Annotated in this window: 24 protein-coding genes and 1 other RNA gene; 8 read left to right on the top strand and 17 right to left on the bottom strand. The window is 59.2% G+C overall.

The features are described from left to right. Positions 1 to 96 precede the first annotated feature (96 nt). Entirely contained in the window at positions 97 to 807 is a 711-nt protein-coding gene (locus V1599_RS07830) for a GNAT family N-acetyltransferase (RefSeq protein ID WP_395301294.1), read from the top strand. On the opposite strand, the gene ykgO is transcribed toward V1599_RS07830, so the two are convergent. Continuing rightward, positions 804 to 944, bottom strand: a complete 141-nt coding sequence (gene ykgO / locus V1599_RS07825; RefSeq protein ID WP_003859006.1) for a type B 50S ribosomal protein L36 — start codon at positions 942 to 944, stop codon at positions 804 to 806. The two genes, V1599_RS07830 and ykgO, sit on opposite strands and share 4 nt — an antisense overlap. 2 nt (positions 945 to 946) lie before the next feature. Then, on the bottom strand, positions 947 to 1,207 hold the full coding sequence (locus tag V1599_RS07820; RefSeq protein WP_112011280.1) for a type B 50S ribosomal protein L31: 261 nt from the start codon (positions 1,205 to 1,207) through the stop codon (positions 947 to 949). Positions 1,208 to 1,425: 218 nt separating this feature from the next. Between V1599_RS07820 and V1599_RS07815 the strand changes: the two genes are divergently transcribed. Further along, on the top strand, positions 1,426 to 2,994 hold the full coding sequence (locus V1599_RS07815; RefSeq protein ID WP_395301293.1) for an EAL domain-containing protein: 1,569 nt from the start codon (positions 1,426 to 1,428) through the stop codon (positions 2,992 to 2,994). A gap of 20 nt (positions 2,995 to 3,014) precedes the next feature. Here V1599_RS07815 and V1599_RS07810 read toward each other — a convergent pair whose 3' ends face one another. From V1599_RS07810 to V1599_RS07800, 3 genes are all read right to left on the bottom strand, one after another. Beyond that, positions 3,015 to 6,107 carry a beta-galactosidase gene (locus V1599_RS07810; RefSeq protein ID WP_395301292.1) on the bottom strand — a complete coding sequence of 1,031 codons (3,093 nt, stop codon included), beginning with the start codon at positions 6,105 to 6,107 and terminating at the stop codon, positions 3,015 to 3,017. 102 nt (positions 6,108 to 6,209) lie between these two features. After that, the gene (locus V1599_RS07805) at positions 6,210 to 7,280 is read right to left on the bottom strand and encodes a LacI family DNA-binding transcriptional regulator (protein WP_395301561.1); all 1,071 of its coding nucleotides are present in this window, start codon (positions 7,278 to 7,280) and stop codon (positions 6,210 to 6,212) included. A 77-nt stretch (positions 7,281 to 7,357) separates the two neighbouring features. Next, positions 7,358 to 7,969 carry a YitT family protein gene (locus V1599_RS07800; protein WP_112011377.1) on the bottom strand — a complete coding sequence of 204 codons (612 nt, stop codon included), beginning with the start codon at positions 7,967 to 7,969 and terminating at the stop codon, positions 7,358 to 7,360. Positions 7,970 to 8,054: 85 nt separating this feature from the next. Between V1599_RS07800 and V1599_RS07795 the strand changes: the two genes are divergently transcribed. Further along, complete coding sequence (locus tag V1599_RS07795) at positions 8,055 to 9,476, top strand: PLP-dependent aminotransferase family protein (protein WP_112011277.1); 1,422 nt, start codon at positions 8,055 to 8,057, stop codon at positions 9,474 to 9,476. Positions 9,477 to 9,537: 61 nt separating this feature from the next. On the opposite strand, the gene V1599_RS07790 is transcribed toward V1599_RS07795, so the two are convergent. From V1599_RS07790 to ffs, 3 genes are all read right to left on the bottom strand, one after another. Then, positions 9,538 to 9,753, bottom strand: coding sequence for a hypothetical protein (locus V1599_RS07790; protein ID WP_112011276.1), 216 nt, complete (start codon positions 9,751 to 9,753; stop codon positions 9,538 to 9,540). After that, positions 9,750 to 10,001 (bottom strand): hypothetical protein, encoded by a 252-nt coding sequence (locus V1599_RS07785; RefSeq protein ID WP_112011275.1) that lies wholly within the window; start codon positions 9,999 to 10,001, stop codon positions 9,750 to 9,752. The genes V1599_RS07790 and V1599_RS07785 overlap by 4 nt, the downstream gene beginning before the upstream one ends. A gap of 278 nt (positions 10,002 to 10,279) precedes the next feature. After that, positions 10,280 to 10,376: signal recognition particle sRNA small type (gene ffs / locus V1599_RS07780), an RNA gene on the bottom strand. 175 nt (positions 10,377 to 10,551) lie between these two features. On the opposite strand from ffs, the gene V1599_RS07775 reads away from it, so the two are divergent. Continuing rightward, positions 10,552 to 10,863, top strand: coding sequence for an MGMT family protein (locus V1599_RS07775; RefSeq protein WP_395301291.1), 312 nt, complete (start codon positions 10,552 to 10,554; stop codon positions 10,861 to 10,863). Positions 10,864 to 10,893: 30 nt separating this feature from the next. On the opposite strand, the gene V1599_RS07770 is transcribed toward V1599_RS07775, so the two are convergent. Continuing rightward, the gene (locus V1599_RS07770) at positions 10,894 to 11,421 is read right to left on the bottom strand and encodes a YbaY family lipoprotein (protein ID WP_395301290.1); all 528 of its coding nucleotides are present in this window, start codon (positions 11,419 to 11,421) and stop codon (positions 10,894 to 10,896) included. Positions 11,422 to 11,625: 204 nt separating this feature from the next. Here V1599_RS07770 and tesB point away from each other — a divergent pair, with 204 nt between their 5' ends. Beyond that, positions 11,626 to 12,486 (top strand): acyl-CoA thioesterase II, encoded by an 861-nt coding sequence (gene tesB, locus V1599_RS07765; RefSeq protein WP_112011272.1) that lies wholly within the window; start codon positions 11,626 to 11,628, stop codon positions 12,484 to 12,486. A gap of 85 nt (positions 12,487 to 12,571) precedes the next feature. On the opposite strand, the gene amtB is transcribed toward tesB, so the two are convergent. From amtB to V1599_RS07740, 5 genes are all read right to left on the bottom strand, one after another. Beyond that, on the bottom strand, positions 12,572 to 13,858 hold the full coding sequence (amtB, locus tag V1599_RS07760; RefSeq protein ID WP_297119658.1) for an ammonium transporter AmtB: 1,287 nt from the start codon (positions 13,856 to 13,858) through the stop codon (positions 12,572 to 12,574). Between the two features lie 35 nt (positions 13,859 to 13,893). After that, a complete protein-coding gene (gene glnK, locus V1599_RS07755; protein ID WP_112011270.1) occupies positions 13,894 to 14,232 on the bottom strand; it encodes a P-II family nitrogen regulator in 339 nt (112 codons plus the stop codon). Between the two features lie 223 nt (positions 14,233 to 14,455). Continuing rightward, a complete protein-coding gene (locus tag V1599_RS07750; protein WP_297119661.1) occupies positions 14,456 to 16,237 on the bottom strand; it encodes a SmdB family multidrug efflux ABC transporter permease/ATP-binding protein in 1,782 nt (593 codons plus the stop codon). Further along, positions 16,230 to 18,002, bottom strand: a complete 1,773-nt coding sequence (locus tag V1599_RS07745) for a SmdA family multidrug ABC transporter permease/ATP-binding protein (RefSeq protein ID WP_395301289.1) — start codon at positions 18,000 to 18,002, stop codon at positions 16,230 to 16,232. The genes V1599_RS07750 and V1599_RS07745 overlap by 8 nt, the downstream gene beginning before the upstream one ends. Before the next feature lie 30 nt (positions 18,003 to 18,032). Beyond that, positions 18,033 to 18,491, bottom strand: coding sequence for an Lrp/AsnC family transcriptional regulator (locus V1599_RS07740; protein WP_023310581.1), 459 nt, complete (start codon positions 18,489 to 18,491; stop codon positions 18,033 to 18,035). Positions 18,492 to 18,606: 115 nt separating this feature from the next. Here V1599_RS07740 and V1599_RS07735 point away from each other — a divergent pair, with 115 nt between their 5' ends. After that, on the top strand, positions 18,607 to 19,653 hold the full coding sequence (locus V1599_RS07735) for a PLP-dependent cysteine synthase family protein (RefSeq protein ID WP_395301288.1): 1,047 nt from the start codon (positions 18,607 to 18,609) through the stop codon (positions 19,651 to 19,653). 41 nt (positions 19,654 to 19,694) lie between these two features. Here V1599_RS07735 and cof read toward each other — a convergent pair whose 3' ends face one another. Then, the gene (gene cof, locus V1599_RS07730; protein ID WP_112011265.1) at positions 19,695 to 20,513 is read right to left on the bottom strand and encodes an HMP-PP phosphatase; all 819 of its coding nucleotides are present in this window, start codon (positions 20,511 to 20,513) and stop codon (positions 19,695 to 19,697) included. Positions 20,514 to 20,614: 101 nt separating this feature from the next. On the opposite strand from cof, the gene V1599_RS07725 reads away from it, so the two are divergent. Continuing rightward, a complete protein-coding gene (locus V1599_RS07725) occupies positions 20,615 to 22,315 on the top strand; it encodes an SgrR family transcriptional regulator (RefSeq protein WP_395301287.1) in 1,701 nt (566 codons plus the stop codon). A 65-nt stretch (positions 22,316 to 22,380) separates the two neighbouring features. Beyond that, complete coding sequence (gene queC, locus V1599_RS07720; RefSeq protein WP_112011263.1) at positions 22,381 to 23,076, top strand: 7-cyano-7-deazaguanine synthase QueC; 696 nt, start codon at positions 22,381 to 22,383, stop codon at positions 23,074 to 23,076. 60 nt (positions 23,077 to 23,136) lie between these two features. On the opposite strand, the gene V1599_RS07715 is transcribed toward queC, so the two are convergent. After that, positions 23,137 to 23,535, bottom strand: coding sequence for a YbgC/FadM family acyl-CoA thioesterase (locus tag V1599_RS07715; RefSeq protein ID WP_006176913.1), 399 nt, complete (start codon positions 23,533 to 23,535; stop codon positions 23,137 to 23,139). A 99-nt stretch (positions 23,536 to 23,634) separates the two neighbouring features. Further along, complete coding sequence (locus V1599_RS07710) at positions 23,635 to 24,015, bottom strand: helix-hairpin-helix domain-containing protein (protein WP_112011262.1); 381 nt, start codon at positions 24,013 to 24,015, stop codon at positions 23,635 to 23,637. Between the last annotated feature and the right edge of the window lie 126 nt (positions 24,016 to 24,141).

The following is a 24,141-nucleotide window of genomic DNA, read 5'->3' as shown; positions in this document are numbered from 1 at the left end:
TCTCCGTGGTACCACCAGAACATACGCTTGTGGTGCTTTTTAAGGAACCAGATTTTCCATAATCTGGCGTTCTTCCCCTCCCAATGAGAGTTAAAAATGAATACGTTAAATGAATTTGGACAGCCCGTGGGCGAAGCGCTTTTTGACTGGCAGCCGCGCCCTCACCCCTCCCGCGTAACGCTAAGCGGGCGTTACTGTCGGCTTGAGCCGCTGAGCGTGGCGCATGCCGACGCGCTGTTTAACGCCTATCGGCTGGCTGAAGATACCCGTAGCTGGACCTGGCTGCTTCGCGAGCCGGACGCCACCCCGGGCGAGTTCACCCGCTGGGTCGCGAGCGTGTGCGAACAGCCCGATCCGATCCATTTCACCGTGATCGATAATAAAACCCAGGCCCCCGTGGGAACGCTCGCGCTGATGCGCATCGATCCACAAAACGGCGTGGTCGAAGTGGGACACGTGCATTTTTCGCCCCTGCTTAGCCGTACGCCGATGTCGACAGAAGCGCAGTTTCTGCTGATGCAGTACGCGTTCGATACGCTGGGCTATCGTCGCTACGAGTGGAAATGTAACAGCCTGAACGAACCTTCCCGTCGCGCGGCGCTGCGTCTGGGGTTTCAGTATGAAGGGCGTTTCCGTCAGGCGCTGGTCGTGAAGGGCCACAACCGGGATACGGACTGGTTTTCGATTATCGACAGCGAGTGGCCGCGAATTTCGCAGGCGTTTCAACGCTGGCTTGCCAACGACAATTTTACCGACGATGGCAAGCAGCGAAAAACCCTGGAGAGCTGGCGTGAAGCGCGCATTTAGCGTCTTTTTTTACGTCCCTGCACCGCTTTAAAACGCGGATTAGACTTACAAATAACGTACAGGCGTCCTTTGCGCTTAACGATCTGGCAGTCGGGATGGCGCTGTTTTGCGCTGCGCAGCGAGTTAAGTACCTGCATGATTAACCTCGCTTCGCGTTAAGAAAGCCACCAAAGCGCTGGCGGAAGCGGGCCGCGCTGCCTTCCGTCGAAAAGGTCTTCTGCTTGCCGGTATAGTACGGATGCGATTTTGATGACACCTCGATGGTGATATAGGGATAGGTTTCACCGTCGAGCTCAATTTCGCGGTCGGTTTTGATCGTTGAACCGACTTTGAAATATTCGTTGGCGCTGGTGTCGTGGAAAACCACGGTGCGATAGGCAGGATGAATATTCGGTTTCATAATGGGCCTTTTGTTTTGTTATAACATAACAAAAGAATAGCGAAGCTTTTGGCCAAAAACAACCCCCTCTCGATCGAGAACAGCTATCGATCCCCTGCCTCCGCTACAAGATCAATGTTTTCTCATGCTATAACTGTATCATTTCACGGTGAAATTATTTCTCCTCAGGCAAACGTCGTCGCTGCCCGGGAGCGGGCACAAGAGGAAGGAACGGCAGCATGAAAACCCGACATCTGGTCAGCCTGGTCACAGGGATTTTGATCTTGTCCGTACTGATCCCCATCTGCCTGAGCATCTGGCTGGCACATCTCCAGGCAGAAGAGGAATTTATTGATACGCTTGATAATTACGCATCACGCGTGCTGCTGCGCACGGACAAAGTTGTTGATCAGGCAAAAGATGCCCTAACGCAGCTGCAGCGGTCCAAAGGCGTCCCGTGCAGTCGTCAGCACCTACGGGAGATACGCCAGGTTGCCTTTTCCCGCCGCTATATTCAGGAAGCCATTTACGTCGAAAACCGCAGGCCGATCTGCTCCTCTCTGGAGCAGAGCAGCAGAAGCGCACCGTTCCCACCGCCTATGCGCCACACCTCCGACGGTTTCAGCGCCTGGATTACGCCGCAAAACGATCTCGGGTTTCATCACTACATGGCCGTGCTGGGGAAAGGAAATTACCTGGTCATGATCGATCCGGCATCGCTTGTGGACGTGATTCCTTTCGGAACGGTCGTTATCGACGCCGCCCTGATAGGCAGCACCAGCCATCTGGTTTTCGCCAGCAGCAGCGAGCTTAGCCAGCACGTTAAGCAGCTCATGGAAAGCAAAGGGCTGGCGCAGCTTGAGTATGCTGGCGCAATGTATATCCGCAAGGCCATCCCGGAGCTGGGCATCGCCGTTATCGCGTGGGCGCCTTTAAAACCGCTGGCCGAAAGCTGGCACAAGCAGCTGATTTTCTGGCTCCCCTTCGGCGTGCTCGTTAGCCTGATCGCCGCGCTCTTCGTGCTGCGGATCCTGCGCCGCCTGCAATCCCCGCGTAATCGCCTGCTTGACGCGATCGCTAGCCGTGATTTCATCGTGAACTATCAGCCCATCGTGGCGCTCGGCAGCGGTAAAATCGCCGGCGCAGAGGCTCTCGCCCGCTGGCCTCAGCCTGACGGGAGCTATCTTTCACCGGATATCTTCGTTCCGCTGGCGGAGCAGACGGGGCTGATTTCGCAGCTCACCGAGCTCATTATCGAAAAAGTCTTCGAAGACATGGGAAGCTGGCTGCATTTACACCCGGACCAGCACATCTCTATCAATCTCGCCCCCGCGGATTTAACCTCCGGCAGGCTGCTGCCGCTGATGCACGGCCTTCTGAACAAATGGGGCGTTCACCCCGGGCAGATTGCTCTTGAACTCACCGAACGCGGTTTTGCCGATCCAAAAGTGAGCGCCCCGGCCATCGCCGCGTTTCGCCGCGCGGGCCATGCCGTTTACATCGACGATTTCGGCACCGGTTATTCCAGCCTGAGCTATCTGCAGGACCTGGACGTTGATACGCTGAAGATCGATAAGTCCTTCGTGAACGCGCTGGAATACAAAAACGTGACGCCGCACATTATCGAGATGGCAAAATCGCTGAAGCTGACCATGGTGGCAGAAGGCATTGAAACGGAAGGCCAGCTTGCCTGGCTGCGCCGCCACGGCGTGCAGTACGGGCAAGGCTGGTATTTCAGCAGGGCGCTGCCAAAAGTGGAATATATTTTCTGGGCAGAGCACAAACTCGCCCCGCCGCCGCAGTCCTGACGGCGGCGGGGCGTTCCCGGCTAGCGCGGCGTTTGCTGCCAGCTAAACGCATAGCGCACCCGGCGCGTTGGCAGCAGAAACTCGGGTGAAACGCTTGGGCTCCAGGAGTCGTCCCCGCCCAGCCCCATGTGGAAGGCGTCCAGGCTCAGCCAGCAGCCCGGCTCTTCACGCAGCAGGTGCTGGTGCGTCGTCACGTGCAATTGCTGCTGGCCGTAGCGGCTCAGCGAGAAGTGGAAATCCCCCTGAAGCTGATGCCCGGCAAACGCCAGCTCGCGCGTGTCGCAGCGCAGGCCGTTCTCCGTTGGGAAGATGTAGGGCGTATGCAGCGCCGCGAGCGGTAGCGTCCAGCGCCCAAGCTGCGCGGCCAGCTTCCGGTCCGGATAGTTTTCCAGAGGCCCTCTGCCAAGCCAGGTGACCGTTTCCGGCACCTGCGCGAGCTGGACGCTAACGCCCACGCGCGCGGGCTCGGGAATATCAGACGCGACCAAAACCGTCGCATCGACGTGCAGCGCGCCGTGGTCGTCCACTCGCCAGATCTTATCGCTCAGGAATAGCGCGTTGCCGCAATGTTCCCAGACGTGGCGCGTTGTCACCACTACCTCATGCCCCCGCTGCTGCGCTTCGCACAGCAAAACGCGCGACGACATCTCGTACATGCCTGCCGCTTTCCAGCGCTCAACCCAGGCGTTCGGATCGATACGCGCGGCTTCGCTGACGCCGATGTCATTATCCAGCGGCGCGCGGGTGAAATTATCCGTCAGCGGAGAAAGCAGCGTTTCCACGTCGTGGTTCCACCACTGCGTCAGGTGGCCGGATGCCCGATCGAACCACCAGCGCTGCCGCTCATGGGTAACCTCGAACGCATCGGCCCGTTCCGTCAATACCGGCGGAGTTCCCACGCGCGCCGGTGGCGCGACGTGCATCGGTGCCGGAAGCTGCCACTGATCCCAGGCGCAGCGGTGGCCCGCCGGTGACCACGGCGTCGCCTGCGGCTGGTACACTTCTACGTTAAGCCAGACCTCGCCCGGCGCGGCGGACAGCGTTGGTAAAGCGATTTCCACGCGCTGCGTGCCCTGAGGCGCAACGTCAAGCGCCACCTCACCGGATGCAAGCACAAGCCCGTCGCGGGCAACGGACCACCTCAGCCGCTCGTTGTCGGTCGTGCGGAACAGATAGTCGCTGTGCACCTCAACCACCATCGGCGAGGCGCTGGCCCGCGTAAAGGTGAAGAACTGCTGGGCGCGCTGCGCTTCGAACAGCGCAGGATGCGGCGTTCGGTCCGGGAACACCAGCCCGTTCAGGCAGAACTGACGATCGTTCGGCCTGTCGCCGAAATCACCGCCGTAGGCCCAGAACGCCCGGCCTTCGTCGTCCCTCTTCGTCAGCGCCTGGTCAACCCAGTCCCAGACGAACCCGCCCTGCAGGCGCGGATGGTCGCGAAACGCCTGCCAGTATTTGGCGAACCCGCCGAAGCTGTTGCCCATCGCGTGGGCATACTCGCAGAGGATCAGCGGGCGCGCTTCGTCCGGCATGCCGATCCATTTCTTAATCGACCATTTCGGGACCGCCGGAAACGGCTGATCCCAGTCGACGCGGGCGTACATCGGGCAGACGATATCGGTCGCCGCCGTGTTGGCTCCTCCGCCTTCGTACTGCACCGGCCGGGTTGGGTCCGTCGCCTTCACCCAGCGGTAGAGCGCATCGTGATTCGCGCCGTGCCCGGATTCATTGCCGAGCGACCAGATGATAACGGAGGGGTGATTACGATCGCGCTGCACCATCCGCGTGACGCGCTCGCTCATGGCGGGCAGCCAGCGGGGATCGTCAGCAAGGCGGCTCATCGGCACCATGCCGTGCGTTTCAATATTGGCCTCGTCAACCACGTACAGGCCGTAGCGGTCGCAGAGGGTGTACCAGAGCGGATGGTTGGGATAGTGCGAGCAGCGGACGGCGTTGAAGTTGTGCTGCTTCATCAGCTCAATGTCGCGGCGCATCGTCGCCTCATCCATGACCTGCCCGTTTTCAGGGTGATGCTCATGGCGGTTGACGCCGCGGATCAGCAGCGGTTTACCGTTCAGCTTCAAAAGCCCGTTTTCGATTGCCACGCGGCGAAAGCCGACGTCGCAGGCTTCGGTTTCGAGCAGCTGATTCTGCGCGGTGCGCAGCGTCATCGTCAGGCGGTACAGGGCGGGCGTCTCCGCGCTCCACAGCGCCGGTTCCTCAACGGGCATCGACACCGTGAGCCACTCAGCCCAGCCTCCGCGCTCGTCGACAACCGCTGAGCCCGCCCGCCGCGTGGCGCTGACGCACGGCTCGTCGTTGCGCCAAAGCGTGCATTCCACCTCGCACTCCGCGTAGCGCGGGCCCGCCAGCGCGATATCGACCTTCAGAACCGCCCGATCGCACTCGGCGTTCAGGTCAGTGGTCACCTGGTAATCGGCAATATGCGTTTCAGGCTTATGCTGCAGCGAAACGTCGCGGAAAATGCCGCTCATGCGCCACATGTCCTGATCTTCCAGATAGCTTCCGTCGCACCAGCGCAGCACCATGACGGCAATGCGGTTTTGCCCCGGACGAAGAACCGCCGTGAGGTCAAATTCGGCGGGCAGGCGGCTGTCCTGGGAATAGCCGATCCACGTGCCGTTACACCACAGGTGGAAGGCCGAGTTAACGCCGTCGAAGACAATCCGGGTTTGCCCCTGCGCCAGCCAGGCGCTATCCACATCAAATGTGAGCGAGTAACAGCCGGTCGGATTTTCTGCCGGCACGAACGGCGGATTGACGGGAATCGGATAGGTTACGTTGGTGTAGATGGGCGTATCGAAGCCCTGCCTCTGCCAGTTTGACGGCACGGGCATGTCGACGGCCTCGGCGCAGTCTTGCGCTACCCACGCCTCCGGCACCTGCTCTGGCGCAGAATAAAAACTGAAGCGCCACTCGCCGTTCAGCGAGCGTCGGCTCTGCGATGGTGCATCCCTCCTCGCGAGCGTTACATCGCGCCAGCTGTGAAAAGGCGGGTGTGCGGCCAGACGGTTCCACTGGCTAACGCCGGGATTTTCCCAGTCCCGACGGGCCAGAAGTGCGCTGAGGGTCAGCGGGGGTAACGTGGACATATCAACCTCTTTGCGAAGCGCTCACAATTTGATGCAACATGCCCTGATAATCTCGTGCGGTAAAGCGCGCGCGTGCAATGAAGCGAGTCAGATCACAAAGTCTTATTCGCGCGCCAGCTGCTCGGCGAGGGCAGCCAGGCTGCGGAGCTGTTGCGCAAGCGCTTCACGATCGCCCTGCCCTGCCCCCCGGGGCGCAGAAGAATGGCGGGCGACCAGCGTAACGGGAAGCTGAACCTGCCAGCAGCGGTCAACGTTGACTGGCGCTAAAAGCCACTCGACGCTGCGCATACCCGCTTCGCGAAACGCCTGGCGCACCGTGGTCAGCGGCGGAGAAAACCACGCGCTGTCTGCCGTATCGTCAAAGCCAACGATGGAGATTTGCCCGGGAACCGCCAGCCCCTTTTCCGCGCAGGCGCGCATCACGCCCAGCGCCATCTGATCGTTAGCCACCAGGATAGCCTCCGGATGCATTACTCCCGAAAGCAGGAGGTGCCCCTTTTCATAACCGGATGCTGCGCTCCAGTCGCCGCTGGCTATCCCCGCGGGCTCTAGCCCGGCCTGGCCCAGCGCCGCTTTCCAGCCCGCCAGGCGCGCCCGTGCGGAAACCGAGCTTTCCGGCCCGCCCAGCAGCGCAATTCGCTGATGGCCGAGGCCGAGCAGGTGCTGCACGCCTAGCCTCGCCCCTTCGTCCGCGTTGAAAATCAGGCTGTGAACCCGCGCCGTCGGCGCAACGTCCAGAAACAGTACCGGAACCGGCGAAGCCATCTCGCGCAGCGCCTCGGCGTGCGCATCCTCCAGCGGAACGTTCACCAGCAGCGCTTCTACCCGCTGCGACAGCAGCTCCTGCAGCGCGGCCAGGCACTGTTCGGCAGATTCCACCATGGAGATCAGCACGCTTGCCCCCCGCTCAACCGCGCGGGATTTTACCGCCGAGACAATTTGCGACGGAGCGTGCAGGGCCAGATCGGTAGCGATCAGCCCCAGCGTGCGGCTGCGCTTGCCCGCCAGCTGCTGCGCGCCGCGGTTAGGCACGTAGTGCAGCTCCGCCATGGCCCGCTGCACCTTTTCGCGCGTTCGTTCAGACACGTGCTCCGCGCCGTTAAGCACGCGGGAAACCGTTTGATAAGAGACGCCCGCCAGGCGGGCCACGTCATAGAGAGTGATAGCTTTCATGCGTACCTGCATCGCCAGAAGAGATTCCGCCATTCTGGCACAGGCACGCTGTTAAAGCATGTGAGCGCTTCGCAGAATTAAACAATGCGCTCGGGTTCAGCTACCACCTGCACTCTTGGCTTTTGCCGGAACCACGGCAGGCAGAGCTGGATGAGCGGACCGATGGTCAGCGCGTACAGCACCGTTCCGACCCCGAACGTTCCGCCCAGCACGCAGCCGATCAGCAGTACGGAGACCTCAATGGCCGTCCGCACCACGCGAATCGACCAGCCGAAGCGGGCGTGCATGCCGGTCATCAGGCCGTCTCTCGGCCCCGCGCCAAACCCCGCGCCGATATACATCCCGGTGGCGATCGCATTCACGACGATCCCCGAGACTAACAGCGCGATGCGGATCGGCAGCGAGGCGATGTCCGGGATCAGCGCCATCGACGCATCCGCCGCGAGGCCAATGCAAATAACGTTACTGATCGTTCCAAGGCCGGGCATCTGCCGCAGCGGGATCCACAGCAACAGGACCAGCGCCCCCGTCACGATGATCACCGTGCCGATGCTCACGCCCAGCTGTAGCGCCACGCCCAGGTGGAATACATCCCACGGATCGACGCCCAGATCGGAGCGGATAAACATCGCGGTCGACAGGCCGTAAAGCCCCAGGCCGACGTAAAGCTGAATCAGACGACGTACCATTTTTTCTTCTCCCAAAAACCAGGCTTTCATCATCGGTGAAAATGGCTCTATGATTAATGTCCAGTTTTCAAATAGTGGACTGCATATGTCAGCTCGTCGTTTCGGTAGTCAGTCTTTGGTGCGCCTGCTGGGCAACTGGCAGCACCCCGGTTCCCGCACGCCGCTGTGGCGCCAGCTGGCGGACGCGCTGCGCATGCTCATTCTGGACGGCAGGCTGGCGCTGCACACGCGCCTGCCGGGCGAGCGGGAGCTTGCCGCCGCGCTGGAGGTCAGCCGCACCACAATAAGTAGCGCCCTCGGGCTCCTGCGTGAAGAAGGCTATCTCGAAAGTCGCCACGGCAGCGGGTCGCGCGTGATTTTACCGGACTCGCACGCCGTCCCCACGCTTTCAACCGCCAGCGCGGCGCTGGATCTTTCCACCGCAGCGCTCGGCGCCGGTCCTGAAATTCACCAGGCCTACAGCCACGCGCTGACGATGCTTGCGCAGCACCTGACGCTAACGGGTTACGATCAGCTGGGATTGCCCGCCCTGCGCGAGGCGATTGCCGCCCGCTACACCGCGCGCGGGCTGCCAACGCGGCCGGATGAGGTGATGGTGGTGAACGGCGCGGTCAGCGGCTTTGCGCTGGTCTTGCGGATGATGACCGGCCCAGGCGACCGCGTCGTGGTCGATCATCCCACCTACGCGCTGGCAATTGCCGCCATTCAGGGGGCGCTTTGCCGCCCGGTTGGCGTCTCACTGCCCGAAAAAGGATGGGATACCGATGGCTTCGCCGCCACCATCGCCCAGACGGCTCCCCGCCTGGCCTACCTGATGCCTGATTTTCATAATCCGACGGGCCGCTGCATGGACGTTCCCACCCGTCAGGCGGTAGCGGACATTGCGGCACAAACACGCACCGCGCTGGTGGTGGATGAAACGATGGTGGACCTGTGGTTTGATGCTCCCCCGCCGCCGCCGCTGGCCTCTTTTAATCCTGAGGCCACGGTTATCACGCTCGGCTCAACGGGCAAAAGCTTCTGGGGAGGATTACGTCTTGGCTGGATCCGCGCCTCGTCGCGTACGATTGCGACGCTGGTCCAGACGCGCGATACGCTGGATTTAGGCTCACCCCTGCTGGAGCAGCTGGCCACGCAGTGGCTGATTGAGCACGGCGACGAATTTCTCCCCGCGCGCCGAAACATGCTGGCAGAACGGCGCAACCGGTGCCGGGAACTGCTGCGCGAGCATTTTCCCGACTGGACGTTTGACGAGGCTGAAGGCGGCCTTTCCTACTGGATTGCGCTGCCCGGCATGCAGGCCACGCAGCTAGCGGCGCGTGCAGAAACGATTGGCATTAACCTGGGTACCGGGACGCGGTTTGGTCTTTCGGGCGCGTTCGATCGTTATTTGCGTATGCCCTTTTCACTTCCGTCAGAGGAATTAGAGCAGGCGCTGTTAAGAATCAAACCGCTGTGGCTGGCGCTTAATAACGCCGCCCCCGCTATTAAGCGAAGTTTCGTATGAAATAAAGCATAAAAACGGCTGACTGAAGCAGGTGCAGTCAGCCGTTTTCACCGGCATGGGGTCAGTGCTGAGGAGGAATAGGGAAACCTTTCAGGGAAATAACAAAATTATCCCCGTCTTTCTTTATTTTTGCACCGGTGTCACACCAGTCCGACGCAATTCGAAAGAACTCATCGCTTCCGACGTTCCAGTCAAGCCGGACGTGTTTAACATAGCCCGAGCGTAAAAGATCGCAGGCTTCTTTGTAGTCGTGGGCGTTTGACGGTTGTTGTTTCATTTTCTCTTCTTCAGAAGTTTACGCAGTGCCTTGATTTCTTTAGGAGTAAATGGAGAAACACTCTCTTCTTCCGTATGCTGATTGTCGATATCCTCTTCCGATACTCCCGCCTCTGCTTCCGCTTCAAACGCCAGCAGCAGCAGCTTCTCAGTGGTCACGCTAAGGTTTTCATTGTTCACTTCAGCGTAGTGGCGAAGTCTTTCTTTTAGCGCTTCATCGATTTTAACGTTTAATACCGCAGTCGCCATGATGGTCACTTCCCTTCGGAATAAGTGCTTAATTAAATACACGAACGTGAGGCGGTAATCCAGACATATATTTTTTGATTATGACGGAGTAATTACGGCCAAATATAAAATGGCACGCTTTTATTTCACCTTTATGACAGAAATATTTCAGGCGAATGAATAATATATTAAAAATTAATTCAATAACCATGATTACGCTATGGATTAATTATCCATGAAAAAATAAAGGAAATAGCAAAGCAAGGAGAATGCATACGGAGGGCCGAAATGGGTGGGGGCCCTGCCAGCTACATCCCGGCACACACGTCGTCTGCCCTGGCTGCTTCCTTCCGGACCTGACCTGGTGAACAGAGTAGCGTTGCGGGAGAACCAACAGAGCCCCCATTGAGAGCGTTGTTAACCAACGCGCAGCCGCATTATCGCTATGCCGCCCGGCAATTGCAAGCCGACGGCATCTGGATGCTGGTTTATTGCGCAAACTTGCGTTGTAATCAGGTAATATCTCACTTTTGCCGATCGTAGCGCCGTAAACCGCCAGACAGGAGCCCCCATGGACGAACAGGATACATTCCCCCAGCGCGTGTGGCAGATTGTCGCCTCAATTCCCGAAGGGTATGTCACCACCTACGGCGACGTGGCTCGTCTGGCAGGGTCGCCGCGCGCGGCGCGGCAGGTTGGGGGCGTGCTGAAAAGGTTGCCTGAAGGCAGCACCTTGCCCTGGCATCGGGTGGTGAATCGCCACGGTGCGATTTCGTTAACCGGTCCAGATCTGCAGCGCCAGCGTCAGGCCCTGCTTTCAGAAGGCGTGCAGGTTTCGGGCGGCGGGAAAATTGATTTGCAGAAATATCGATGGGTGTACTGATGCCCCCTTCCGAAGAAGAGGGCTGTGCGATTAAAGCTGAGTCGGAGGCGTTGGCAGAGAGGGCTGATTGCCCTGCGGCGCGACCGGCACTTCCGTTTGCTGCACCGGAACCAGATTCAGGTCAATCTTCGTACCGCCGTGGTTGACAGCTTCCTGAACCGTGTCGGTAATGAAGACCAGCTTATCGTTAATGGTCACCGCAGCGCTTAACAGGATGCGCGCGTTAGGCTTCACGTCCGCTGGATTATACGGCAGCACGAAGCTGAACGGTGCCTGCTTGCCTTCGGTGCGTACCGCGCGCTGCGCCAGCACTTTAGAAGGAGCATCGGCCAGCGACGCATCAGACAGCGTAACGGTTAACACCGCGTCCGGCGGCAGCGCTACTTTCTGTTTAATCCAGACCGTACCGGAAACATTCGGTTGCTGAATGGCCTGCTGTGATGGGGTATTGATCCCGTTTTGACCTGCTGTTGGCACCGGCACATCGGCACTCTTACCGGCACAGGCGGACAGCGCCACCGCAATTGCCACACCACTTACCATAGGCACGAGTTTCATTGAAGTCTCCTTATCATCAATGCACCAGCGGGATCGATCCCATCTGATGTCGTTTCATTCACATAACGTAAACAAGTGTGGCACAAATCACGGATTTATGCTTAATTTCGCCCGGATATTAAGATTATTCTACCCGTCGGACCACTTACATTTCTGGGTTATAATCAGCGTATCTTTCGCTACGGCGTTTTATTGAGGACCACTATGAGTCAGGCACTGAACAATCTGCTGACATTACTGAATCTGGAAAAAATTGAGGAAGGGCTCTACCGCGGGCAAAGCGAAGATTTAGGCCTGCGCCAGGTCTTCGGCGGGCAGGTCGTGGGGCAGGCGCTGTATGCCGCAAAGGAGACCGTTCCGGCAGACCGTCTGGTGCACTCCTTCCATAGCTACTTTCTGCGCCCTGGCGATAGCGCAAAGCCGATCGTGTACGACGTTGAGGTGCTTCGCGACGGCAACAGCTTTAGCGCGCGACGCGTGGCGGCGATACAGCACGGTAAGCCGATCTTCTACATGACCGCCTCTTTCCAGGCGCCGGAGCCGGGCTACGAGCATCAAAAAACGATGCCGCCTGCGCCGTCGCCGGACGATCTGAAATCAGAGACGGAGATCGCCCGCGCGCTCGCCCACCTGCTGCCCCCGCAGGCGAAGGAAAAATTCCTGTGCGACAAGCCGCTGGAGATCCGCCCGGTGGAATTTCACAACCCGATGAAGGGACATACCGCCGAGCCAAAACGCCAGGTCTGGATGCGCGCCAACGGCACGGTGCCGGAGGATTTTCGCGTCCATCAGAACCTGCTGGGCTATGCGTCTGATTTCAATTTCCTTCCGGTTGCGCTTCAGCCGCACGGCGTCGGATTCCTGGAAAAAGGGATGCAGGTTGCGACTATCGACCACTCGATGTGGTTCCACCGTCCGTTTGATATGAACGACTGGCTGCTCTATAGCGTTGAGAGCACGTCGGCCTCGAGCGCGCGCGGGTTTGTGCGCGGTGAGTTCTACACAAAGGATGGCGTTCTGGTGGCGTCAACGGTGCAGGAAGGGGTGATGCGCAATCGCGGGTGATCATTGTGCGGCCTGCTGCCCTCTCCCACGGGGAGAGGAAACAAGTACTCAAAACGGCAACTGACGCTGCCGTTTTGCTGTTTATTTATGCATTATACGCATTCTCGCCGTGGCTGTTGACGTCCAGCCCCTCGCGCTCCTGCTCTTCCGGTACGCGCAGGCCAACCGTCATGTCCGCCAGCTTGTAGCCGATAAACGCCACTACGCCGGACCAGACCACGGTGATGCCGATGCTTTCCAGCTGTACCAGCACCTGATGAACCATGGTCACGCCCTCCGCGTAGCCCACGCCGCCCAGCGATTTCGCCGCGAAGATGCCCGTCATAATACAGCCGACGATCCCACAAACGCCGTGGACGCCGAATACGTCGCAAGGGTCGTCAACGCGCAGCACGCGCTTCAGCGCGGTAACGCCCCACAGGCCCGCCAGACCGGCGACCAGACCGACGAGCAACGCGCCGCCCACGCCCACATAACCACAGGCTGGCGTGATCCCGACCAGGCCGGCAATCGCACCGGAACAGGCGCCCAGCAGCGACGGCTTGCCGCGAACGGCCCACTCGCCAAATACCCAGGAGAGGATGGCCCCCGCCGTGGCAACAACGGTGTTAACGAAAGCCAGAGCCGCGATTTCGTTCGCCGCGCTGGCAGAGCCCGCGTTGAAGCCAAACCAGCCGAAGTAGAGGATCGCCGTACCGGTAAACACCATCGGCAGGTTATGCGGTTTGAACGCCTCTTTGCCAAAGCCCACGCGCTTGCCGATCAGGTAGGCGCCTACCAGGCCCGCCACCGCGGCGTTAATGTGGACAACGGTACCGCCCGCAAAGTCCAGCGCACCGTGTGACGCCAGCAGGCCGCCGCCCCAGACCATGTGCGCAATCGGTACGTAAGAGAGAGTCAGCCAGACCACCACGAAAATCAGCACCGCCGAGAAGCGGATGCGCTCCGCCAGCGCGCCGACGATCAGCCCCACGGTGATACAGGCGAACGAGCCCTGAAACGCGACGTGGATGTACTGGTAGAAGCTCCCCATCAGCGCGGTCAATTCGATGTTTTTGAGCATCGCCCAGTTAAAGTTGCCGAAGAAGGCGTTGCCTTCCCCGAAGGCCAGCGAATAGCCGTACACCACCCACAGCACGCAGACCAGCGCGAAGGTCACGGCAACCTGGGTCAACATGGACAGCACGTTTTTACCGCGGATCAGGCCGCCGTAAAACAGCGCAATGCCCGGGATAGTCATGAACAGCACCAGGGCGGTGCAGATCATCATAAACGCGTTGTCGGCTTTATCCGCTACCGTAGGGGCAGCCATCGCCACACCCGGCAGCAGCGCCAACGATGCCAGACCTGTTTTCATTTTTGCTATCTTCATTTTCTCGATCCCTATCACTGTGTGCCAGGCGTTATTTACAGTGCCGCTTCGTCAGATTCGCCGGTACGGATGCGAATGACGCGCTGCAGTTCGGCAACGAAAATTTTGCCGTCGCCAATTTTTCCGGTATAGGCCGCTTTGCTCACCGCATCAACGACCTCATCGAGCTGATCGTCGGCAATCGCGACGTCTATTTTCACTTTCGGCAGAAAGTTGACGCTGTACTCCGCTCCACGATAGAGCTCGGCATGCCCCTTCTGACGACCAAAGCCTTTCACTTCGGTGACCGTCAGGCCCTGAATGCCCATGGAAGAGAGCGCTTCACGCACGTCTTCAAGTTTGAATGGTTTAATAATCACCGTAACCAGCTTCATAAATCCTCTCCAGTCAGAATTTGCCAATGGCCGCAGCTCACACGAAGAAGCTATTGCAAGCGGTGTGCCAGAAAAGAGAAAAGTGGGAATACGCGGTTGAACGCGCGTAAATGCGCGGGAAGGAAACGTCGGGCGAAAAAAAAACGCACCATGGCAGTGCATGGCGCGTTTCCGTTTTGCACCAACAGCGACGAGGGTCAGCGCATTGCCTGCTTTTAGTGCATCAGGCGCTAAGGGTCTCTTCTTCGCGCGCGCTGGCGGCCAGCTCTTCGCCCGCCAGCTGGAGCTGATACATCTGCCAGTAGCGGCCTTTAGCCTCCAGCAGCTGTTTGTGCGTCCCGCGCTCGACGGCCTGTCCGCGATGCAGCACCAGAATGGTGTCTGCCTCAACGATCGTGGAAAGGCGGTGGGCAATTACCACCAGCGTCGTATGGTCGCGAACGGCGGCCAGCGCCTGCTGGATGGCCTGCTCCGTGCCGGAGTCGATGCTGGCCGTCGCTTCATCCAGGATCAGCACCTGCGGCGTCTCAATCAGCACGCGCGCCAGCGCCAGAAGCTGCTTTTGGCCGACGGAGAGGTTATTCCCCTGCTCGCCCAGCTTCGTATTGATCCCGTCGCTGAACCCGCGCGCCAGCTCCGCCAGCTGCACTTTTTCCAGCACGTCCCACACCTGCTCCTGGGTGTACGGACGGCCCAGCGTGACGTTGGCATAGAACGTATCCGCGAGCACGACAGGATCTTGCTGCACCATCGCCACGCCTTTGCGCAGCACGCCATGGCTGAGCGAGGCGAGCGGACGGCCGTCCAGGCGGATTTCCCCCTGCGTTAACGGGTAGTAGCCCATCAGCAGGCTGGCGAGCGTACTTTTGCCGCTGCCGGTGTGCCCGACAAGGGCCACAAAGCCGCGCGACGGAACCTCGAGGTTAATATTCTGCAGCACCAGCCGGTCTTCACGATAGGCAAATGAGACGTCATCGAACGCGATGCTGCCGCTTTGCAGAGGGCGCTCGTCGCTGCCGTAGGTCTGCCGCGGCCGGTCCATCAGTTCGAACACGCGCTCCCCGGCTACCACCGCCTGCTGCAGCATCGACTGCTGGGTTGTTAGCTCGATCAGCGGCTCGTTAAGCCGCCCAAGATAGCTGATGAACGCGTACAGCACGCCCACTTCAATAGTGCCGCGCGTCGTCAGGCCAAACAGCATCAGCAGCCCGCACAGCACCAGTGCGGAGAAGAGGCTTAATAGCGGACGCAGCAGAAAGCCGTCAAGGCGCAGGGTTTGCATGCGCGCCATATAGTGCGAGCGGCTGGCTTCGCCCATGCGTTCGCCAAACCGCGCCTGCTGGCGGAACTGCTGGATCACGCTCATGCCGTTAATCACTTCGTTGAAGCCGTCGTTGATGTCCGCCAGATAGGCGCGCACGCGGCGAACGATCGGCGTGCTGTAGCGCTGGTAAATCACCATCACGATCAGCACCGCCGGGAAGATGGTGATGGCCACCAGCGCCATGCGCCAGTCAAGGCTGAACATCGCCACCAGCATCGCACCAATCAGCGCCGCGCTGCGCAGCACGGTGGCGACGACGGTGACGTAAAGATCGCGAATCACCTCGGTATCGTTAGTGACGCGAGAAATCACCTGCCCGACCGGCTGGGTATCGAACTCGCTGAGCGGCTGGCGCAGCGCCGCATCCATCACGTCCGTTCGCAGCTGCTGTACCACGCCAACGGCCGCCCGGTTAAAGAGCAGAGACTGGGCGTAGTGCAGCGAGGCCGCGGTGATTTGCAGCCCCACATAGGCGACGCCAAGCCCGGCCACCAGCCCCAGCGGCATATAGCTCTTCGCCACCATATTGTCGATGAAGTAGCTAATGAGCAGCGGGCCGCTCACTTCGGCAATCGCCGCGATCCACAGCAGAAGCACGGCAATCGACAGCGGCTTGCGCCAGGGGGAGCCGTACGCCAGCAGGCGCTTGAGCGTTGGCCACAGCTGTCCAAAATTACGCATCTTTCGCCTCCTGCCCCTGCTCCGGAGCATCATCCAGCGCTGCTTCGAGCTGCTGGTAGCGGTACATATCGCGATACCAGCCCGGCCGATCGGCAAGCTGCTCGTGCTGGCCGCGCTGGGCAATATGCCCGTGCTGAAGCACTAAAATTTCATTGGCCTCCGTCAGCGCAGAAAGACGGTGGGCGCTGATGATCACCGTGCGCCCCTCGCCCCACTGGCGCAGGTTATGCAAGATCTGGTGCTCGGTGCGGCCGTCGACGGCAGAAAGCGCGTCGTCCAGGATCAGGATTTCAGCGTTCAGCAGCAGCGCGCGCGCAATGGAGATGCGCTGTTTTTGCCCGCCGGACAGCATTACGCCGCGCTCGCCCACTTCCGTTTCATAGCCCTGCGGCAGCCGCAAAATATCCTCGTGGACGCTGGCTAAGCGCGCCACGTGTTCAATCTCCTCCTGGGTTGCTGCCGGGCAGCCCAGCGCGATGTTGTTGGCGATGGTATCGGAGAATAAAAACGGCGTCTGGCTAACGACCGCCAGGCGGCTGCGCCAGTCGTCCAGCAGCAGCTCGGCGAGCGGAATATCGTGGAAGCGGATATCGCCCTGGGTGACGTCAAAGTGGCGCTGGAGCAGCGACAGAACGGTGCTTTTCCCCGCCCCCGTCGGGCCGCAGATCCCCAGCATTTGTCCTGGCTGCAGCGTGAAGTTGACGTTTTCCAGCACCGGCCGCTCCGCCTGCGGGTAGACAAACTCGCGAACAGACGCCTCAATCACCCCGCGGCCTTCAGGTACCGGCCTGGTGCCGTCGTTGACTACCGGCGCCTCGGCCAGCATCGCGCGGATGCGGCTGTAGGCGGCGCTGCCGCGCTCGACGATGTTAAACATCCAGGCCAGCGCCAGCATCGGCCAAATCATGAGCCCAAGGTACATCGCGAAGCTGGTCAGCTGGCCGAGCGTCATCGTGCCCCGCACGACCATCCAGCTTCCGCCGCCAACGGCCAGCAGGTTTGCCATCCCGATGGCGATATAGATCGTCGGGTCGAAACGGGCGTCGATACGCGCTACGCGCATGTTTTTCGCGCCGGTATCCGCCGCATCTGCGGCAAACAGCGAGGATTGACGGTCTTCCAGACCAAACGCCTTAATCATGCGGATGCTGGTCATGCTCTCCTGCGTGCGATCGTTCAGCGACGAAAACGCCGCCTGCGCCAGCTTGAAGCGCTCGTGCAGCTGTTCGCCAAAGCGGTTAATCGCCAGGGCCATGATCGGCATCGGCAGCAGCGCCAGCAGCGTCAGCTGCCAGCTTATCTGTGTAGACATGACGATCAGCACCGCACAGCCCATCACCAGCGAGTCCACCAGCGTGAGCACCCCTTCCCCTGCGGCAAACACCACGCGATCTACGTCGTTGGTCGCGCGGGCAATCAGATCCCCGGTGCGGTGGCGCAGATAAAATTCCGGATGCTGGCGGCTCAGCTGGCGGTAGAAATCTTCCCTAAGCTCAACGGCCAGCTGATAGGACGCGCCAAACAGCAGGACGCGCCAGACGTAGCGCAGCAGGTAGACGACGACGGCAGTGAGCACCAGCGTTCCAATCCACATCCACACCCGTGCGGCGGTGTAATGCTGTTCCGTAACGCCATCCACGACGTACCCGACCACCTTGGGTGGGATCAGCTGCAGAATGGCAATGATAATAAGCAGGAATACTGCGCCGAGATAGCGTTGCCATTCCCGACGAAAGTACCAGCTTAATTGGGCAAATAATCGCACGCGGTCTTTTCCTGAAGGTATTTTACTTGGTTATTCAATGGGTAATGCAGTGGTGTATTTAATCTGTTCCATCGCGAAACTCGAGGTGACGTCCGATAAGCCCGGGACGCTGTTGACCAGCCGCTTGTAGAAATCATCGTAACGCTTCATATCCGCCACCTGAACGCGCATCAGATAGTCGTATTCTCCCGCCATGCGCCAGAAGCCGAGCACCTCGGGCATCTCTGAAACCTGGGTAACGAAGCGGCAGTACCATTCGCTGCTGTGGTGCTGCGTTTTTATCAGAACAAAGGCCGTCAGCCCAAGCCCCAGCTTTTCGGGATCTAACAGCGCGACGCGCCCCAGCAGAATGCCGTCGTCTTCCAGCTTTTTCAGGCGCTTCCAGCACGGCGTGGTGGTCAGATTAACGGCATCTGCCAGCGCCTGCAAAGAGAGGGTGCAGTCGTTTTGCAGGAGTGAAAGCAGCTTGCGGTCAATTTTATCTAACATGCTCACCTCACAGAGAAAATTTTTCTCCCTTAATTCTATTTTAAAGGCCAGATAGCAACAATTTTTTCTGTGCTATTCGCTATGCTGGGCACAAAATGACAAACGGATAATTACGATGAATACCACCTGGGTTAAACATGCCATCAGCGAGATAAATGCCGACTATCAGCGTTCAGCAGATACCCATCTCATTCGCCTTGCCCTGCCTGGATTTCCCGGCATTCAGCTCTATCTGAAGGATGAGAGCACGCATCCTACCGGCAGCCTGAAGCATCGCCTTGCTCGGTCCCTGTTTCTGTACGGATTGTGCAACGGCTGGATTAACGAGGGCACGACGATTATTGAATCGTCATCCGGCTCGACCGCCGTCTCCGAAGCCTATTTTGCCCGCCTGCTGGGCCTGCCGTTCATCGCCGTGATGCCTTCCTGCACGGCAAAACGCAAAATCGAGCAGATTGAATTTTACGGCGGACGCTGCCACTTCGTGGAAAGCGCCTGTGAAATCTACGCCGCTTCCGAAATGCTGGCCCGCGAGCTTCGCGGCCACTACATGGACCAGTTCACCTTTGCCGAACGCGCGACCGACTGGCGCGGCAATAACAACATCGCGGACAGTATTTTCCGCCAGATGACCCACGAGCCGCATCCCGTTCCGTCTTACGTGGTGATGAGCGCGGGGACGGGCGGAACGTCGGCCACCATCGGCCGCTACATTCGCTGCCAGGGGTACGATACCCAGCTGATGGTGGTTGACCCGCAGAACTCCGTGTTCCTCGACTACTGGCAAACCCGCGATGCGGGCCTGCGCAGCCCCGTGGGGAGTAAAATTGAAGGAATTGGTCGCCCGCGCGTGGAGCCGTCTTTTATTCCTGACGTGGTAGACGAAATGCTCCGCGTGCCGGACGCCGCCAGCGTCGCTACGGCACACTGGCTGGAAACGCAGCTGGGCCGCAAGGTGGGAGCATCCACCGGTACTAACATGTGGGGCGCGCTGCAGTTGGCCGCCCGGATGCGCGAAGAGGGCCGCACGGGCTCGATCGTTACCCTGCTGTGCGACAGCGGCGAGCGCTATCTGGATACCTATTACAACGCTGAATGGGTGAAGGCCAATATTGGCGACATTGCCCCGTGGAAAGCGGAGATTGCCGAGCTGGTGAAATAAAAAAAAGCCAGGCAGAAGCCTGGCTTGCTGGAAGGATCTCACTATTCGGGGGAATACGGGAGGTTGTTGTTGTCCAGCCAATGTGTCAAAAAATGGGACACCGCTTCATTACGGCAGTGTCCAATAACCGGAAGATGAGGCAGCTCCGCAATGAGCTGCGGCATCGCATTACCCATGATCAGACCGCGACCGACGCTGCCGAGCATCTCGCGGTCGTTCATCGCGTCGCCAAACGCCATACAGTCCTGCATGGTGAAGCCGAGATGGTCGCTCAACACCGCGAGGGCCGATCCTTTATTGCACCCTACCGGCAGCACTTCCAGACAATCCACCGCCGAGAACGTCAGATGCGCACGGTTGCCCAGCGCTTCGTTTAGCTGGATGCGTAAACGGCACAAATCATCACGATCGCCGCAGAAACAGATTTTGGTCACCGCATGGGCGGGGAGACGGCGCAGGTCGATAAGCTGATATTTAAAACCGCTGTAGACGTGCGCGTGCAAAAGCTCAGGGATTTCCCGGCCGGTAAACCAGCCGCCGTCATTGAAAACGTGGACGCTGGCCTGCGTATCCCAGGCGCTGTGGAGAACGATATCCGCCACTTCCGGGTTGAGATCCTCGCGATGCAGCACGTCCCCTTCAACGGAGTGAATGCGCGTGCCGTTGCCGGTGATCAAATACGCGTCCAGAGAAAGCGCGCCCAGCAAATGACGCATCTCCAGCTCGTGGCGCCCCGTAGCAAACGTCAGGGTAACGTCGCGCTCGCGCAGCCGCTTCAGGGTGGCCAGGGTTTTATCGCCTAAGCGGTGATCCGGCATTAGCAGCGTACCGTCCATATCAAATGCAGCGAGCCGGGCCATAAATACTCCTGAAGTGTGATGCGGTTAACTTGTGCATCAGTATTACGTGAGATATACGGAAGTAATAGTGAATAGATGATGATTATTGTTCCGGGTTTATTATGCGTCAGCTTAACCGCCTTAATCAGTACCAGCGCCTTTGGCATCCTTCTGCCGGTGCGACGCAGCAGGTCACCGTCGCCGAACTTGCCGACCGCTGCTTTTGCAGCGAGCGACACGTGCGCACGCTCCTGCGCCAGGCCCAGGAGGCGGGATGGCTCAGCTGGCGCGCGCGGTCAGGCCGCGGCAAGCGCGGTGAATTGACGTTTCACGTTACGCCGGATTCCCTGCGCAATACGATGATGGAAGAGGCCTTAAGGAGCGGGCAGCAGCATAACGCTCTTGAGCTGGCCCAGCTTGCGCCCGACGATTTACGCGTGCTGCTGCATCCGTTTCTGGGCGGACAGTGGCAAAACGATACGCCGACGCTGCGGATTCCCTACTACCGTTCGCTGGACCCGCTTCATCCCGGCTTTTTACCCGGCCGCGCCGAACAGCATCTGGCTGGGCACGTTTTCTCCGGGCTCACGCGCTTTCACGGCGACGGCAGCGAGCCGGTAGGCGATCTCGCCCACCACTGGGAGGTCTCTCCCGACGGCCTGCGCTGGCACTTTTATATTCGCTCGACGCTGCACTGGCACAACGGTGACAAAATCAGCACGGCGCAGCTTCAGCAAAGCCTGACGGCGCTGCTGGCATTGCCGGCTCTGAACAAGCTCTTTCAAAGCGTGATAAGCGTTGACGTTACCCACCCGCAGTGCCTGACGTTTCGGCTGCATCAGCCGGACTACTGGCTTGCGCACCGGCTGGCGAGCTACTGCAGCCGCCTGGCGCACCCCGATCGGCCCATGACGGGGAGCGGACCCTTCAGGATCGTCGCCTACGATCCCGAGCTGGTGCGCCTGGAAAGCCATGAGCAATATCATCTTAGCCACCCCTTGCTGAAAGCCATCGAGTACTGGATCACGCCACAGCTTTTCGATCGGGGTTTGGGAACAAGCTGTCGTCATCCCGTGCAAATCGCCATTGGCGAGCCTGAAGAGCTGTCCAGCCTCCGAAAGGTCGGCAACAGCACCAGCCTGGGGTTTTGCTATCTCACGCTGAAGCAGGGTCCGAATCTGAGCGAAATGCAGGCGCGGCGGCTGATCAACATCATTCATCTCTCCACGCTGCTGCACACGCTTCCGCTGGATGAAGGGCTAATTATGCCCACGGAGGAGCTGCTGCCGGGCTGGCTGATCCCCCAGTGGTCGGATTTAACGAACGTTTCCCTGCCCGATGCGTTGACGCTGGTGTATCACCTCCCCGTGGAGTTACACACCATGGCTAATCAGCTAAAACGCTATCTGGCCAGGCAGGGCTGCACGCTCAAGGTGATATTCCATGATGCCAAAACCTGGGACGGCTGCCCGGCGCTTGCGGAGGCAGATATTATGATGGGCGACCGCCTCATCGGTGAAGCGCCGGAATATACCCTTGAACAGTGGCTACGCTGCGATGCGCTCTGGCCGCACCTTCTGAGCGCCCCGCAATACGCGCATCTGCAGGCAACCCTTGATGCCGTTCAGAGCCAGATCGACGAGCGGGCCCGGCACGCCGGCCTGAAGGCCATCTTTATCCGGCTGATGGAAAATGCGGTGTTAACGCCCCTGTTTAATTACCAGTATCAGGTCAGCGCCCCGCCGGGCGTTAACGGCATTCACCTAAACACGCGGGGCTGGTTTGATTTCACCGAAGCCTGGCTTCCCGCGCCCAAAGCATGAAGAAGCTGGTCCCCGCTGTGGCCAGGCGTTACCATAATGTTTTACCGTAACTGTTGAGATGATTTATGAAACGTGCCGTCGTCGTGTTCAGCGGAGGACAAGATTCCACTACCTGCCTGGTTCAGGCGCTTCAGCAATATGATGAAGTTCACTGCGTTACTTTCGATTACGGCCAGCGTCATCGCGCTGAAATCGACGTAGCGCGGGAGCTGGCGTTAAAACTGGGCGCACGCGCGCACAAGGTGCTGGACGTAACGCTGCTGAACGAACTGGCCGTCAGCAGCCTCACCCGCGACAGCATTCCCGTACCGGACTACGAGCCGGACGCCAGCGGCATTCCAAATACCTTTGTTCCCGGTCGCAATATTCTTTTCCTGACCCTCACGGCGATCTATGCCTATCAGGTGAAGGCCGAAGCGGTGATTACCGGCGTATGCGAAACGGACTTTTCCGGCTACCCGGACTGTCGCGACGAGTTTGTGAAGGCCCTGAACCACGCCGTTAATCTGGGCATGGCAAAAGAAACGCGTTTTGAAACGCCGCTGATGTGGCTGGATAAGGCGGAAACCTGGGCGCTGGCAGACTACTGGGGCAAGCTGGACCTGGTTCGCGAAGAGACCCTGACCTGCTACAACGGCATTAAAGGCGATGGATGCGGCCAGTGCGCCGCCTGTAACCTGCGCGCTAACGGCCTGAATCATTATCTTGCCGATAAGGTCGGCGTGATGACCGCGATGAAGAAAAAGACCGGTCTGAAATAAGTGACGCTACCGTGCTGTCGAAGGGTACATATCGACAGCACGGTTACTCCTCACTATTACCTAAACGATCATTAGCTCCAGCTTTTCGCGCAGCTCTCCCTCCAGCGGCAGCGCTTTCTGCGTTTTGAGATCGATACAGACAAACGTAATCAGCGCGTCGGCGACCACCTGGCCTTCAGGGTCCAGCGTCACCACCTGGCTTAACACCCCGCTCTTACCGTTTAACTGCTGTACCTGGCTGGTTACTGTGAGCACATCGCCCAACACGGCCGGGCGGCGGTAGTTAATGTTAATGTTGACGACCACAAAGGCGATGTTGTGCGCGGTCAGCCACTGAAAGCTGTCGCTGTTTTCAAGCCCGTCCCACCGCGCCTCCTCCAGAAATTCGAGATAGCGGGCGTTATTGACGTGCTGGTAAACATCAAGATGGAAACCGCGTACTTTGATTTTTGTCTGCATAGCGCAATAGCCTTTACTGTTGTTATAGGGTTAGAGGTCATAACTGGTATGACCTCTTTATCCTGGCAAAATTTTGCCGCAGTGCAAGAAATTGCGCGATTACAACGTCAGGTGTGAGAGGTTGCGCTCAACCAGCGCGCTGCCCATTCCCGGCACCTGCTTGAGATCGTCAAGCGTTTTAAAAGGACCATACTCTTCGCGGTAGCTCACAATCGCCTGTGCCTTTTTAAGCCCTACTCCGTTCATTACGCGAGCCAGATCCTCCGCGGAGCCAGAATTGATGCTCACTCGCGAACCATCGTCATCAGAGACCCTGGCTGCCCCTACGGCTTTTGTCTGCACGGGCGTTTGCGCGGTTGCATCAGACTGGGCCTGCGCGGCCTGTGTTTTCGCCGCTGGCGTCGCCGCCAGTGCGCCATTGCTCATCCCGGCGGTAGCCATTGCCAGCGTAATTAACAGTGCTTTGATTCCACGTTTCATGCTGTTATCTCCTTGTTTGTTGACAGCCACGGCACGATAACCCTACGAGAAAACAGGCACAAACAGCAGATTACAAATGTGGAAAAGGCCGCGAAAGCGGCCTTTAGTTTTTGCAGAGCGTTACGA

This window comes from Enterobacter sp. ECC-175 (assembly GCF_043968675.1).
GTDB lineage: Bacteria > Pseudomonadota > Gammaproteobacteria > Enterobacterales > Enterobacteriaceae > Enterobacter.
Note: the sequence above shows the minus strand (reverse complement) of the source record. Positions and strands in the feature narration are given on the sequence as shown.